Below are 13,795 nucleotides of genomic sequence, written 5' to 3'. Positions count from 1 at the left end.
GTTCGGGTTACGGTACCACCGTTCGGGTCACGGTACCGCGTTCGACGGCCGCGAGCGGGCGTTGGCGGTCGCGAACGACGACCGCAACCGAACCCGACCCGCGGGAGAGCGTCGGGTTACTCCTCGTCGTCGCCGTCGTCGCCGGGCGACTCGATTTCGACTTCGACCGCGCCGTCGTCGTCCGCGTCGGTCTCCTCGTCGGCCGCCTCGTCAGTCTCGTCGTCGGACCCGTCGTCTGCCGTCTCGTCTTCGGGGTCGTGTTCGACGGTGACCGTGGCGTCTTCGTCGTCCGCGTCGGCCTCGTCGTCGGCCGCCGAGTCTTCCTCGGTCGGGTCGTCGGCGAGCGCGATTTCGGTGAAGGAGTCGCCGGACGACGAGCGGAGCCGCGAGACGGCGTAGGCGACGCCCACGAGGAGCAGGGCGACGAGGAGCAGACGGCCGTACGAGCGGCCGCCCGAGGACTCGTCGTCGACGGTCGCCTGCTCGGAGTCGGCGTCGAACTCCTCCAGTTCGACGTCGAATTCGTCTTGCGATTCCTCCACGGACCGGATGAAGTCAATGAGAGACATGTGAACTGTGTGCGGCGAGGCCGCGGTAGGCGTCGTTCGCGGGGGAACGAGCCCGTCTCTCCGTACGCACGTCGGGGACATAAGTCGTCCCCCAGAAGGGTTTTAGCCACCCCGGCGACCATCGGGAACCGTGTTCGACAGTTCCCGCTACGAGGTCCGACAGAAGGTATCTATCAGCAACAAGTACGTCGTCTACGAGGGCGACGAACCCATCCTCTCGGCGAAGCAAAAGAAGTTCAAGCTGAAAGAGGACTTTCGGCTGAACGACCACGACTCCGGCGAGGAGCGCTTCCGCGTCAAGGCAGACAGCGTCCTCGACGTGTCGGCCGCCTACGACATCGTGGACAGTCGGACCGGCGAGCGCGTCGGCGCGGTCAAACGCGGCGCGTTCTCGTTCGCCAAACACACCTACCAACTGCTCGGCCCCGGTGGCTCAGTCGTGGGTCGAATCGTCGAGGACAACGTCCCGATGGCGGTCGCCAGACGGCTCCTCACGACGCTTATCCCCTTCTCGTATCGCATCGAGGACGCGACCAGCGAACCGGTCGGCGCGGTGAGCGAGCAGTTCTCCCTCCGGGACAAGTACACCGTGGACGTGGACCGCGAGCGAATCGACCCGCGTCTCGCCGTCGTCGGCGCGGTCGTGATTGACGCCATCGAGGAGAACTGAGCGGGGTCGAAGCCCGAGTCGCGGCCCGCGCATCGTCGGTGACTCAAAGAGCTATTTGACATTCGGGTAACTATTTTCCGCGGATTCGAGTAGTACTACGCGGAATGTTCGCGCACGTCCGCTTCCGTTGGTTCGTGGTCGCCGCCGTCGTCTGTGCCGCGCTCGTCGGCGGTGCGACCGCAGTCGAAGCACAGAACACCTCGTCGGTGTCGCTCGCAACAGACGACGGGAACGTGACCGTCGCACAGAGCGAAGCCGCGACCATCACCGGGACGAGCGACCTCGAAGCGGGGACGACGCTCTCGGTCCGCGTCCAGTCGACCGGCGACACGAGCCCGCGGTTCCTCAAGACGAGCGAGGCCGTCGTCGGCGACGGCGGGAACTTCTCGGCGACGCTGGACTTCTCGGAGATTCCGCCGGGCTCGACGTTCTCCGTCACGGTCCGCAACGAATCGACCGAACTCGCGGAACGCGAGGGCGTCGTCGTCGGTGACACGACGCCGTCGACCACCTCAGCGTCGACGACCGACACCGGCATCCCCGGCTTCGGCGCGGGTCTCGGCGCGCTCGCGGTCGCGGGGCTCGGTGCGGTGGCGCTGCTCGCGGGTCGTCGAGCGTGAGAATCGAACCGCAAACAGCGAAGCGCGGGTCGGGCGAGGTCAGTCCTCGCGGCGGAGTCGCGTGACGACGAAGTCGCGCTCTAGCTCGCCGAGGAACTCGCCGAGTCGCGGCCCCTGTTCGGCGTCGAAGAACAGGCGGTAGCCGGCGGCGAAGAAGTCGCCCATCTCGATGTCGTGGCGGCGCGCCGTCTCGTAGATTTCGCCCTGAATCGCCTCGCCGTCGTGGCCCTCGGCGACGAAGTCCGCGAGGTCGTCGAGGGCGGCCTCGACCGCGGGCTCGAAGTCGAACTCGGGGAGTTCGACCTGCAGGCGGTAGTTGTACTGGTTGTCCATCTTCTCGGCCCAGCGGCGGGCGCGTTCGACCCGACCGAGCGCCTCCTCGACCACCTCGTCGGGGGTGTCCTCGTCGAAGAAGCCCTCGTTGCGAGCCATCTTGACGCGCAGGTCCTCGTCGTCGGTCATACCGAGGACGGCCGCGAACGTGTACGGGAGTCGAATCCGGTCCTCGCGGACCTCGTCGACGACGAACGGGTAGGCGCGCTCGGCGAAGCGAGTCAGGCTCTCGTCGTCGACCTCGCCGAAGTAGGCGCGCTCGAAGCGGTCGAAGTCGTCCACGAGCTGGTCGAGTCGCGTGAGGTCGAGGTCGCGGGCCTTCCGCGGGTTGAGCGCGAAGAAGTACCGGAGCACCTCGGGTTCGAGCAGGTCGAGCATCTCCGCGACGGTGACGATGTTGCCGGCGGACGACGACAGCGCCTCGCCGTTGAGCGTGAACCACTCGTACACCATCGGTACCGGCGGCTCGATGCCGAGGACGTTCTCGGCGATGTCCTTGCCGGAGGGCCACGAGCCCTCGGCGTGGTCCTTGCCGAACGGCTCGAAGTCGACGCCGAGGACCTGCCACTGGCCGGGCCACTCGAAGCGCCACGGCAGTTTGCCCTCGCGGAACGTCGCGGTCCCCTCGTGGCCGCAGCCGTCGATGGTGTTGTCGCCGACGGTCATGTCGGTACAGACGTAGTCGACGGTGCCGGCGTCGAGGTCGATATCCGTGACCGTCTCCGTGATTTTGCCGCACTCGGCGCAGACGGGGTTGAAGGGGACGTAGTCCTCGTCGACCTTCGACTGGTACTCGCCCAGCACCTCGCGGGCGGTGTCGGCGTGTTCGAGGACGTGTTCGACCACGGGGTCGAAGTCGCCGTTGTCGTACAGTTCGGTGTTGGAAATCATCTCCACCGGGACGCCGAGGCGGTCGGCGTCGGCCTTCAGGAGCGCCGCGAAGTGCGCCGCGTACGACTCGGCCTCGCCGAACGGGTCCGGAATCGACGTGTACGGCTTGCCGAGGTTGCGGCCGAGCGCGCCGGCGTCGACCTCGCCGAGACCGACGATGTCGCCGTCGGCGTCCGCGAGCTTTCGCGGGAGCTTCCGGAGGGGGTCCTTGTCGTCGCTGGTGAACACCTGCCGGACCTCGTGGCCGCGCTCGCGGAGCACCTCGGCGACGAAGTAGCCGCGCATAATTTCGTTGAAGTTGCCGAGGTGGGCCACGCCGGACGGAGAGACGCCGCCCTTGACGACGACCGGTTCGTCGGGGTCGCGGGCCTCGATTTCGTCGGCGACTTCGTCGGCCCAGAAGCCGTGGTGGTTGGCGTCCGCGTCGCCGTCGCCGTCGGTCGCGTCCGCGGCGGGGGCGTCGCCGCGGGAGAGGTCGTCGGTCGTCATCTTAGGGGGCCCAGTAGGTCGGTTCGTCGCCGCCCTCGGGGATGATGTCGGTGCCCGTGTGTTCGCCGCGGAGGACCGCCGGCGTGATGCGGTCGGGGTCCGTGCCGTCGAGGACGATGGTGCGCATCTTCGCGCGCTCGATGAGCTTCGCGGCGAGGAGGTCGACCGGGGCGGACGACCCGGCGTTCATCTCGATGTCGCCGATGACGTCGACGAGTTCCGTTGCGGTCATCTCCTCGAACTTCGTCGCGTCGGGGTCGCTGTTCGGGTCGGCGCTGAAGACGCCGTCGACGCTGGTCGCGTAGACGAGCAGGTCGGCGTCGACGTACTCGGCGAGCGCGGCCGCGACGGCGTCGGTGGTCTGGCCGGGCATGACGCCGCCCATCACCGAGATGTCGCCGCGTCGGATGGCGTCGCCGGCGTCCTCGTAGTCGTGGGCGACCTTGGGGTCGACCTGCGAGCCGAGCGCCGCGATGAGCAGGCGGGCGTTGATTCTGGTCACGTCGATACCGATCTGGTCGAGTTGGACCTCGTTCGCACCGAGGTCGCGGGCTGCGCCGATGTAGTCGCGGGCGACACCGCCGCCGCCGACGACCGCACCGATTTCGCACCCGTCCCGCGCGAGCGTTTCGACGACGGAGGCGTGACCCTCCACGCGTCGGGCGTCGAGGTCCGGCGCGAGCACGCTTCCGCCGATGGAGATGACGACTCTCATTGCACACGGGTATCCGTGAGCGCATCTTAAGGGTTATCAAGTGCGAGACGCCCGTGTCGGGGGCTTTAAACCACTCTCGCGGCGACTACCGGTATGCGACTCGTCACCGTGGAGACGGTCACGCTCATCGTCGTCGGCTGGGTGCTCGCTCTCGGGGCGATTCTCGCCCGCCACCGACGCGGCGAGTTCGACCGCCGCACCGTCTTCAACTGGGCATTGGTGGCCTGTTTTTCCGTGGGCTGGGCGCTCTGGCAGTTCGACACGCTTCCCGCGACGGCCGACACGCCCGTCGGCGCGGCGGCCCCGTGGCTGGCGACGCTTCTCAGCCTGACCGGCGTGGCCGTCGCCGTCCACCTCTATCGGACCCGCCCGCGCCCCGAGTCGGTCGAGACGGAGTCGTCGGCCGACGCTGACGAGGCCGGCACGGAGCAATCTTAAACCGGCGCGGGCCGTCCTTCGGGTATGCACGTCCTCGGAATCGTCGGCGCGGGCGCGACGACGCTCTGCGACCGACTCGCCGCGCAGTTGGACGGCCGCGTCGCCACCGTCGAATCGCTCCCCGAGAGCGCGACCGAACCGGAGTCGACAGACGGCGCCGCCGCCGCGTACGGCCTCTCGCCGGCCGGTAACTGGGTCGGGACGGGCGACGACCGCGACCTCGACGACCTCCTCGACGACCTCTCGGCGGAGTACGACTACGCGCTTCTCTCGGGGTTCCCCGACGCGCGCGTCCCGACGCTCGCACTCGCGGGCGCTGAGGCGGCGAACGTCGTCGCGGAGGCCGAAACGGCGGAGGCGGCGGACGTGGCGTCCCTCGCCGCCGAAATCGACTCGCACGAACCGCACGTCACGCTCGAAACGCTGGTCGAGCGCGCGAAGGCGGACCCGCTGGAGGTGTACGCCGGGGCGATTGCGACGTTCACCGGGCGGGTGCGCGCGAAGGAGTCGGAGGACGACGACCCGACGCTCAGCCTCGAATTCGAGAAGTACGACGGCGTCGCGGAGTCGAAGATGGCCGCGATTTCGGCGGAGTTGGAGGAGCGCGACGGCGTTCTCCGCGTTCTCATGCACCACCGGGTGGGCGTCATCGGCGACGGCGAGGACATCGTGTTCGTCGTCGTCCTCGCCGGCCACCGGCGAGAGGCGTTCAGAACGGTCGAAGACGGCATCGACCGCCTGAAAGACGAGGTGCCGATATTCAAGAAGGAGACGACCACCGACGAGGAGTTCTGGGTCCACGACCGCTGAGGCGGAGCGGATTATTCAGAATACGCAGATAGTCGCGAAGGCGCGAAAATCGACCGATATTGCGGCACGGGTTGCCGCAAAATGCGGCGTCAGACGGGGTGAAACGGGGCGTGTTTACCCCCATATATTCAATATAATATTTTCAGAAAGGATTTCTCAAAACCGGTTCTAAAAAATCTAAGCGGATTTCAAAGATTCCTAAAACGTACCCTTTGAGTCGATTCAGGCTGAAAGCGGCCGAACTAATTCTAACGGACCTTCCTTTATAACAGGTGATGGGCCATTAGGTGGAAGTGAGGTGTACCAGATGAGCGCAACAGTACCCCCCTCCACCGACAGTAGCTCCAAGGAAGACCGCCTCAAGCAGTACCTGCTCGACCGTGCGAAAGACGGCGAGATGTACTTCAAGAGCAAATTCATCGCCGACGACGTCGGCCTGTCTCCCAAGGAAATCGGCGCGCTGATGGTCAAGCTCCGCGACTCCGCGACGGACCTGACCATCGAGAAGTGGTCGTACACGAGCGCGACCACGTGGCGCGTCGAGACCGCCTGAAAACCCGCATTGCCCGCCCCGGCCCCGACCGACGCCGCGCCAGCACGACGCGCACCGCCCGGTCCCCGGACGAACTGACTGCGACCCCGCGACAGCCCACGGCCCCGTGACAGCCCCGCCGAGCGCGCTCGGAACCCAAGCCGAGAGGCGACTCGACTCCAACTGCCCGACAGCCCCGCTCGGTTCGTGACTCCGACGAACCGGCGCACTCCCCGCGTAAGCCCGCCGGAACGGGCTCCACCACACACCCCCGGTGACGGCCCACCCGTTCCGTGGCGACACCCGCACGGTTTCGCGACGCTTCGTTTTCCTCGGTTCGACGTAAACACCCGGAGCGACGGCTCTCTCGCGTCGCCATCGCCGGGTCGGTTCGGGTCCCGTCACGGGATTTATGCGCGTCGCACGCTTACTGCCCGTCAATGGAACAGTCCGAATCGGCGGACGGACCGCCGGTGGAAGCACTTCGCGCCGTCTTCGACGTCCACGAAGTGCGGTCAGACGGCCGTCGGCGAATCTACTACGGCGAGTCGCTCGTCCCCGAGCAGATGCTCGTCCGCGAAATCTGGCCGGCGTTCCGGGAGGCCGGCTACGACGTGCAGGCGCAGGTCGGCGACCTCGGACAGACCGACGTGGTCATCGTCGAACCGGCCTCGCAGGGCGTTGAGGGAGTCCCGTGGAAGAACATCGCGCTGTTCGCGCTGACGGTCCTCTCGACGCTGTTCGTCGGCGCGTACGCGTGGTACTACATCCCCCTGTCCGACATCACCGCGAACCCGCTCGTGATCCTGCGGGCGTGGCCCTTCACCGCCGCCGTCCTCGGCGTCCTCTCGGTCCACGAACTCGGCCACTACGCGGTCGGCCGGTACCACGGCGTCAACGTCTCGCTTCCCTACCTCATCCCGTTCATCTTCCCGTTCGGCACGCTCGGTGCCATCATCCGCATGCGCGGGCAGATGCCCGACCGCAAGACGCTGTTCGACATCGGCGTCGCCGGCCCGCTCGCCGGCCTCGTGGCGACTATCATCGTCACCGTCATCGGCCTCTCGCTCGAACCGATGACCGTCCCGAGTCGGGTCCTCGTCGGGTCGTCCGACACCATCGTCTTCAACAACCCGCCGCTCCTCGACGCCATCGCGACCGTGCTCGGTCGCCCGACCGAGTACGCCGACCCCCGGACCGTCGTCCACCCCGTCGTCATCGGCGGCTGGGTCGGGATGTTCTTCACCGTCCTCAACCTGCTCCCGGTCGGTCAACTCGACGGCGGCCACATGGTCCGGGCGATGCTCGGCGAGCGCCAGGAGTCGCTCGCGGCGGCCGTGCCGCTCGTCCTGTTCGGCATCGCCGGCTACCTGCACTACGTCCGCGGCCTCGGGCTCAACGAGTCCGTCGGCCTGTGGTTCTTCTGGGGGCTGATGGCGACGTTCATCGCCTACAACGGCCCGGCGAAGCCGATAGACGAGACGCCGCTCGGACCGGCCCGAATGGCCGTCGGCCTCTTTACGTTCGCCCTCGGCGCGGCGTGTTTCCTCCTCGTGCCGGTTCAGGTCATTCCGGGATAGGGCGCGGGCGGGCGCGAATCCGCCGAAAAAACAGGTATTCTATTCGTCGCCGTGGGTGTAACCGCGGTCCGGCACAGCCTCGCCGTCGGCGACGACGGCGGCGTCGGCGGATTCCTCGACGACTTTCCCGACTACCGTGAGCGGCACGTCGGTCGCGTCGCGGGCGGCGTCGAGCGCCGGCTCGGGGACCGTGAACACGAGTTCGAAGTCCTCGCCGAAGAACGCCGCGAGGTCGCGTCTATCCTCGGAATCGGTCGCCACCTCGGCGACGCCGTCGTGGACCGGGAGCGCGTCGAAGTCGAGTTGGAAGCCGCAGTCGCTGGCCTCCGCGAGCTGGTGGACCGAGCGGGCGAGGCCGTCGCTCGAATCCATCATCGCCGTCGCCGACCCGCGGAGGGCGACGCCGGCTTCGACGCGGGGCGTGAACCGAAAGAGGTCGTTCGCGCGGACGGTCTCGCCCGCCTCGAACAGGCGGACGGCGGCGGCCGACCGGCCGAGTTCGCCGGTGACGCAGAGCAGGTCGCCCGGCTCCGCGCCAGAGCGGCGAACCGGGTCGTCGGTGCGGCCGATGGCCGTCGTCGCCGTCGTGAACTCCCGATGGGTGTCGAGGTCGCCGCCGACATACGCCGCGCCGACCGCCTCGCACACGTCCCGCGCGCCCCGGACGAAGTCCCCGAGTTCGGTCTCGTCGAGTTCGACGGCGGCGTAGGCGGCGACGGCGCAGGTCGCGCTCGCGCCCATCGCGGCCACGTCCGAGAGGGACGCGCCGACGGCCCGCCAGCCGGCGGTGTAGCGGGTCGTCCCCGCGGGGAAGTCCGTCGTCTCGTGGAGCATGTCGGTCGTGACGACGAGGTCGTCCACGACGGCGGCGTCGTCGCCGGCGTCCGGCAGGTCCGCGGCGAGCAGTCTGAGGGCGGCGCGCTCGTCCATATCCGGACGTGTCGGGCGGAGCGGAAATGTCCATCTATCCGCCAGCGAGCGGCGGTGCGGGCCGCGAGTCCCCCGACGGCGGCGACGCGAGACCTGTTACTCGGCCGTCGAATCCGGTGACTTAATGCCCGTCGTAGACGCATCCCCAGCAAATGGCCCGCGAGAACCTCCGCGCGACGGTGCTCGGTTTCGCAGCGGCGATTGTCGTCTTCGCCGTCCTGTTCTACTTCGCGGGCGTGGACGAACTCGTCGACCGGGTGACGATGGCGGAGCCGACCTATCTGGTCGCCATCCTCGCTATCACGTTCCTCTGGCTCGTCTCGTGGGGCACGTCGCTGAAGACCGTCCTCGGCGTGCTCGGCGTGGACATCTCCGTCATCCGCTCGTTCCTCATCTTCACGGGCGCGACGTTCTCGAACAACATCACGCCGTTCGGACAGGCGGGCGGCGAGCCCGTGACCGCGCTCCTCATCTCACGGAGCGCCGACACCGAGTACGAGACCGGACTGGCGGCCATCGCCAGCGTGGACACCATCAACTTCGTCCCCTCCATCACCATCGCGCTCATCGGTGCAGGCTACTACGCCACCGAGGTGACGCTCGGCCGCAACCTCGAAATCGCGCTCGTCGCCGTGGTCGCCCTCGCCGTCGGCGTGCCGGCGGCCGTCTACACCGCGTGGAAGCGCCGCTACGACCTCGAACGCCGACTCATCGGCGTCCTGACGCCGTTCATTCGAACCATCGCGCGGTACGTCCCGCGGGTGTCGGTGCCCACGAACGACGGCATCGAGCGCCGCATCAACGGCTTCTTCCGCTCCATCGAGCGCGTCGGTCGGAACCCGCGGGGACTGGCGGTCGCGCTCGGCCTGTCGGGGTTCGGCTGGTTCTGCCAGATGGTCGCGCTCTGGGTGGCGTTCCACGCCATCGGCGCGCCAATCGCCTTCTCCATCGCGCTGTTCGTCGTCCCCATCGGGGCGATAGCCGGCGTGACGCCGCTTCCCGGCGGCGCGGGCGGCATCGAGTGGACCCTCGCAATCCTCGTCGCCGCCGCGAGTTCCGCCGTCTCGTTCGACGTGGCGACCGCGGGCGTCGTCGTCTTCCGGGGGTTCATCTACTGGGTGCCCGTCGCGCTCGGCGGCCTCGTGATGAGCACGGAGAGCGCGCGCGGGTGGCGGTCCTGACGGCGCGGACGCGGGCTGTCGGCCCGGCAGACGCCGGTCGGGGCGCAGGAGCCTCCAACCGCCCGTATCGGGCGAATACGATGCCTTTAAACGCCGCGATTATGAACCAATAGCCATGGTAACCATCTATGACGTCCCGGCGGACGCCCTCATCGAAGAGGTCGCCGGACGACTCGAGGACCGTATCGAGCAACCCGACTGGATGGCCTTCGCGAAGAGCGGCCAGACCCGCGAACTCCCGCCCCAGCAGGACGACTTCTGGTACGTCCGTGGCGCGAGCCTGCTCCGCAAGGTCGCCATGAACGGCCCCGTCGGCGTCGACCGTCTCTCCACCGAGTACGGCGGCCTCAAGCGCGGCACCAACCGCTACAACGTCTCCGGTGCGCACAGCGACGCCGGCAGCAAGAACATCATCCGCACGCTCCTCCAGCAGCTCGAAGAGGAAGGCCTCGTCGAGACCGCCAAGGGTGAGGGTCGCCGCATCACCGCCGAGGGGACGAGCTTCCTCGACAACGCCGCGTCCGACGTGCTCGCCGACCTCGACCGTCCGGAACTCGAACGCTACGCGTAGAGCCGCCGACACACACCGAGAGTTCTTCTTCGACCGCCGATTCCCCCAGAGCCGTCCGTATGCGGGTCCGTAATGGTTTTCAGACATCGGACCGTGCGCTAGGGTATGAGTGGCAGTCCCGACGATGAGCGACTGGAGGAGCTTCGGAAAAAGAAGATGCAGGAACTCCAAGAACAGCGGGGCGGCGGCGGTCAGGGCTCCGCGGAGCAACAGCAGGCCGAAGAGGCCGCCCAGCAGCGCGCCGAACAGCAGAAACAGGCGCTGCTCAAACAGCATCTGACCGACGAGGCCCGCCAGCGCCTCAACGCGGTGCAGATGTCCAAGCCGGACTTCGCGGAGCAGGTCGAACGCCAAATCGTCGCCCTCGCCCAGAGCGGGCGCATCCAGGGCCGCATCGACGACGACAAAATGAAGGCGCTCCTGAAAGAGCTGCAGCCCGAGTCGAAGAGCTTCAACATCCGCCGCCGGTAACACGTGGAACTCGCGCTCCTCTACAGCGGCGGCAAGGACTCCTCGCTCGCCGCGCTGCTTCTCGATACCTTCTACGACGTGACGCTCGTGACCGCGCACTTCGGGGTCACGGAGGACTGGACGCACGCCCGCGACGCGGCGGCCGAACTGGGCTACGCCTTCGAGACGCTGGAACTCGACGACGAGGTCGCACGGGAGGCAACCGCCCGCATGGTCGAAGACGGCTACCCCCGCGGCGGCATCCAGCGCGTCCACGAACACGCCCTCGAAGCGGTCTGCGGCCTCGACTTCGACGCCGTCGCCGACGGCACCCGTCGCGACGACCGCGTGCCGTCTATCTCGCGGGCGCAGGCCCAGAGCCTCGAAGACCGCCACGGCGTGGACTACCTCTCGCCGCTTTCGGGGTTCGGCCGCGGCGCGGTCGACCGCCTCGTGGAGTCGCACCTCGACGTGGAGACCGGTCCGTCCGAGGAGATTCCGAAGGCCGACTACGAGGGCGAACTCCGCCGACTCATCGCCGCCGAACACGGGCAGGCGGCGGTCGACGAGGTCTTTCCGGACCACACCCAGAGCTACGTCCACGGCCGACGCTGAGGGCGGGCCCCCGCGCTCAACCGCCACCCCGGCGCGTACCGCGTCGTTTTTCACCCCGCCGCGCACCGGGTGAACCATGGACCCCGGCATCGCCTACTCTGTTCTCGCCGCGTTCGTCTGGGGTATCTACATCTTCGCCCTGAAGCGGTACTTCCCGGGCTACTCCGGTGCGGTCCTCACGGTCGTCGTCAACGCGTTCGCCGTCGTCCTGTACCTCCCGATAACGGCAGTAAGGTACGACCCCGCCGCCGTCCCCTCGCTGGCCGACCTCGGCGCGACGGGCGTCGGAATCGTCGCCGGCACGGCCGCCCTCGTGGGCGTCGCGCTCATCTTGTTTGTCGACGCGCTCGACGCGGGCGACGTCTCCTACGTCGCACCCATCAACAAACTCGTCCCGGTGTTCGTCCTCCCCATCGAGATTCTGTTTCTGAACCAGTTCCTGACGGGTGTTCAGGTGCTCGGTGTCGCGGTCGCCACCGTCGCCGTCTACGTTGCGAACTACGAGGGCGGAGCGTTCCTCGACCCGCTGCGGCGCGCGGTCCGCTCGCGGCCCGCCCAACTCGCGCTGGCGAGCGCGGCCTGTTACGCCGTCAGCGACGTGGGCAAACGCGTCGCGCTGCAGGAACTCGGTATCCCGACGAGCGTGTTCGTCCCGGTGCTGTTCGTCGGCGCGGCGCTCGCCGTCCTGCCTGTCGCAGTGCGGGAGTGGCCGGGGGTCCGCGGCGACCTCCCGAAGTTCGCCGCGGCGGGCGCGCTCGTCGCCGTCGGCGAACACGTCACGTCGACCGCCTTCGGGCTGGTGCCGGCGAGCATCGCCTCGCCCATCGTCAACATGCAGGCCATCGTCGCCGTCGTCCTCGGCGGCGTCGTCCTCCGGGAGGCCCGGTTCGGGACGCGTCTCGCCGCCGCCGTCCTCGCGGTCGTCGGCGTCTCGCTCATCGCCCTCGGCGACCTGTCGGCGCTCGCGTCGCTCGTCGGGTGACCGGCCGCGGCCCGGTCGGGTCGAACAACAGGTTTCAAGCGCGACCTTCGCCAACCAACGCGCATGTACGACCGACTCAAGGGATTTCGTGACTTCTATCCCGGCGAGATGTCGGCCCGGCGCGAGGTCGTCGACACCGTCGAGACCGCCGCCGCCCGCTACGGCTTCCGCGAAATCGGGACGCCCCACCTCGAACGGACCCAGATGTACGTCGACAAGTCCGGCGAGGAAATCGTCGAGGAACTGTACGCCTTCGAGGACAAAGGCGGCCGCGAGGTCACCCTCACGCCCGAACTGACGCCGACGGTCGCCCGGATGGTCGTCGCCAAGCAACAGGCGCTGTCGAAGCCCATCAAGTGGGTCTCGACCCGCCCCTTCTGGCGTTACGAGCAGGTCCAGCAGGGTCGCTTCCGCGAGTTCTACCAGACCAACGCCGACATCTTCGGCTCCACGGAGCCGGAGGCCGACGCCGAGATTCTGGCCTTCTGCGCCGACGCGCTGACCGACCTCGGCCTCACCGCCGACGACTTCGAGTTCCGCGTCTCCCACCGCGACATCCTCGGCGGCCTGCTCCGGTCGTTCGACGCCGACGTGGACGTGGCCGACGCGGTCCGCGCCGTCGACAAGTCCGAGAAGGTCGAACGCGAGGAGTACCTCGGCCTGCTTTCGGACGCCGGCCTCTCGTACGACCAGGCCGGCGAGTTCGCCGACCTCATCGAGCGCGGCGACCTCGACGAAATCGCCGAGTTCGGCGGCGACAACGTCGAGGCCGCGGTCGAGAACCTCCGGAACGTCCTCGCCGCCGCCGACGACTTCGGCGCGGGCGAGTTCTGCGAGGTGTCGCTTTCGACCGCCCGCGGGCTGGACTACTACACCGGCGTCGTCTTCGAGTGCTTCGACTCCACGGGCGACGTGTCGCGGGCGACGTTCGGCGGCGGCCGCTACGACGACCTCATCGAGTCGTTCGGCGGGCAGCCCACTCCCGCCGTCGGCGTCGGCATCGGCGGCGCGACGCTCCAACTGCTCTGCCAGCGCGCCGGCGTCTGGCCCGAGGAAGAACTGGCGACCGACTACTACCTCCTCACCGTCGGCGACACCCGCGCGGTCGCCTCCGATATCGCCCGCGACCTCCGCGCGGCGGGCAACGTCGTCGAGGCCGACGTGTCCGGCCGGAGCTTCGGCGCGCAGATGTCCTACGCCGACTCCGTCAACGCCGACACGGTCGTCATCGTCGGCGAGCGCGACCTCGAAAACGGCGAGGTGACGGTCAAGGACATGGCGAGCGGCGACCAGACCACCGTCCCCGTCGAGGACTTCCCCGGCGACCGCGACGCGCCGACCTACGAGGACTACGAGTAGCGAACGCCGGCTCGCACCGGGAAACCCGGTCCTCGTACCGGCAGACTCCCGCCGCGTTCC

The 13,795-nt window shown here is 68.2% G+C and carries 16 protein-coding genes; 12 read left to right on the top strand and 4 right to left on the bottom strand.

Annotated features, from left to right (window positions below; genetic code table 11):
• Nucleotides 1–116: 116 nt before the first annotated feature.
• Nucleotides 117–569 (bottom strand): hypothetical protein, encoded by a 453-nt coding sequence (locus AUR65_RS07780; protein WP_058566295.1) that lies wholly within the window; start codon nt 567–569, stop codon nt 117–119.
• 130 nt (nt 570–699) lie between these two features.
• Between AUR65_RS07780 and AUR65_RS07775 the strand changes: the two genes are divergently transcribed.
• Together AUR65_RS07775 and AUR65_RS07770 are read left to right on the top strand one after the other, a co-directional pair.
• Nucleotides 700–1,239 carry an LURP-one-related/scramblase family protein gene (locus AUR65_RS07775; protein ID WP_058566294.1) on the top strand — a complete coding sequence of 180 codons (540 nt, stop codon included), beginning with the start codon at nt 700–702 and terminating at the stop codon, nt 1,237–1,239.
• A 104-nt stretch (nt 1,240–1,343) separates the two neighbouring features.
• The gene (locus tag AUR65_RS07770) at nt 1,344–1,859 is read left to right on the top strand and encodes a BGTF surface domain-containing protein (protein ID WP_058566293.1); all 516 of its coding nucleotides are present in this window, start codon (nt 1,344–1,346) and stop codon (nt 1,857–1,859) included.
• A gap of 39 nt (nt 1,860–1,898) precedes the next feature.
• Here the strand turns inward: AUR65_RS07770 and lysS are convergent, their stop codons facing one another.
• The gene (lysS, locus tag AUR65_RS07765) at nt 1,899–3,572 is read right to left on the bottom strand and encodes a lysine--tRNA ligase (RefSeq protein ID WP_058566292.1); all 1,674 of its coding nucleotides are present in this window, start codon (nt 3,570–3,572) and stop codon (nt 1,899–1,901) included.
• Between the two features lies 1 nt (nt 3,573).
• Nucleotides 3,574–4,287 (bottom strand): UMP kinase, encoded by a 714-nt coding sequence (gene pyrH, locus AUR65_RS07760; protein WP_058566291.1) that lies wholly within the window; start codon nt 4,285–4,287, stop codon nt 3,574–3,576.
• Nucleotides 4,288–4,380: 93 nt separating this feature from the next.
• On the opposite strand from pyrH, the gene AUR65_RS07755 reads away from it, so the two are divergent.
• From AUR65_RS07755 to AUR65_RS07740, 4 genes are all read left to right on the top strand, one after another.
• Entirely contained in the window at nt 4,381–4,725 is a 345-nt protein-coding gene (locus AUR65_RS07755; RefSeq protein WP_058566290.1) for a hypothetical protein, read from the top strand.
• A gap of 24 nt (nt 4,726–4,749) precedes the next feature.
• Nucleotides 4,750–5,535 (top strand): molybdopterin synthase, encoded by a 786-nt coding sequence (locus AUR65_RS07750; protein ID WP_058566289.1) that lies wholly within the window; start codon nt 4,750–4,752, stop codon nt 5,533–5,535.
• 307 nt (nt 5,536–5,842) lie between these two features.
• Entirely contained in the window at nt 5,843–6,088 is a 246-nt protein-coding gene (locus tag AUR65_RS07745) for a DUF7123 family protein (protein ID WP_049917659.1), read from the top strand.
• A 419-nt stretch (nt 6,089–6,507) separates the two neighbouring features.
• Nucleotides 6,508–7,647: a site-2 protease family protein gene (locus AUR65_RS07740; protein WP_058566288.1), complete on the top strand. Its 1,140-nt coding sequence runs from the start codon at nt 6,508–6,510 to the stop codon at nt 7,645–7,647.
• Between the two features lie 39 nt (nt 7,648–7,686).
• Here the strand turns inward: AUR65_RS07740 and thiL are convergent, their stop codons facing one another.
• Entirely contained in the window at nt 7,687–8,577 is an 891-nt protein-coding gene (thiL, locus tag AUR65_RS07735; RefSeq protein ID WP_058566287.1) for a thiamine-phosphate kinase, read from the bottom strand.
• A 152-nt stretch (nt 8,578–8,729) separates the two neighbouring features.
• Between thiL and AUR65_RS07730 the strand changes: the two genes are divergently transcribed.
• From AUR65_RS07730 to hisS, 6 genes are all read left to right on the top strand, one after another.
• Entirely contained in the window at nt 8,730–9,758 is a 1,029-nt protein-coding gene (locus tag AUR65_RS07730; protein WP_058566286.1) for a lysylphosphatidylglycerol synthase transmembrane domain-containing protein, read from the top strand.
• A 115-nt stretch (nt 9,759–9,873) separates the two neighbouring features.
• Entirely contained in the window at nt 9,874–10,329 is a 456-nt protein-coding gene (locus AUR65_RS07725; protein ID WP_058566285.1) for a 30S ribosomal protein S19e, read from the top strand.
• A 105-nt stretch (nt 10,330–10,434) separates the two neighbouring features.
• Nucleotides 10,435–10,800 carry a DNA-binding protein gene (locus AUR65_RS07720; protein WP_004976420.1) on the top strand — a complete coding sequence of 122 codons (366 nt, stop codon included), beginning with the start codon at nt 10,435–10,437 and terminating at the stop codon, nt 10,798–10,800.
• Between the two features lie 3 nt (nt 10,801–10,803).
• A complete protein-coding gene (locus tag AUR65_RS07715) occupies nt 10,804–11,394 on the top strand; it encodes a DUF7411 family protein (protein ID WP_058566284.1) in 591 nt (196 codons plus the stop codon).
• Nucleotides 11,395–11,470: 76 nt separating this feature from the next.
• The gene (locus AUR65_RS07710) at nt 11,471–12,376 is read left to right on the top strand and encodes an EamA family transporter (protein ID WP_058566283.1); all 906 of its coding nucleotides are present in this window, start codon (nt 11,471–11,473) and stop codon (nt 12,374–12,376) included.
• 63 nt (nt 12,377–12,439) lie between these two features.
• A complete protein-coding gene (hisS, locus tag AUR65_RS07705; RefSeq protein ID WP_058566282.1) occupies nt 12,440–13,735 on the top strand; it encodes a histidine--tRNA ligase in 1,296 nt (431 codons plus the stop codon).
• The last annotated feature ends 60 nt before the right edge of the window (nt 13,736–13,795 follow it).

Source organism: Haloferax marisrubri (assembly GCF_001469875.2).
Taxonomy (GTDB): Archaea; Halobacteriota; Halobacteria; order Halobacteriales; family Haloferacaceae; genus Haloferax; species Haloferax marisrubri.
Note: the sequence above shows the minus strand (reverse complement) of the source record. Positions and strands in the feature narration are given on the sequence as shown.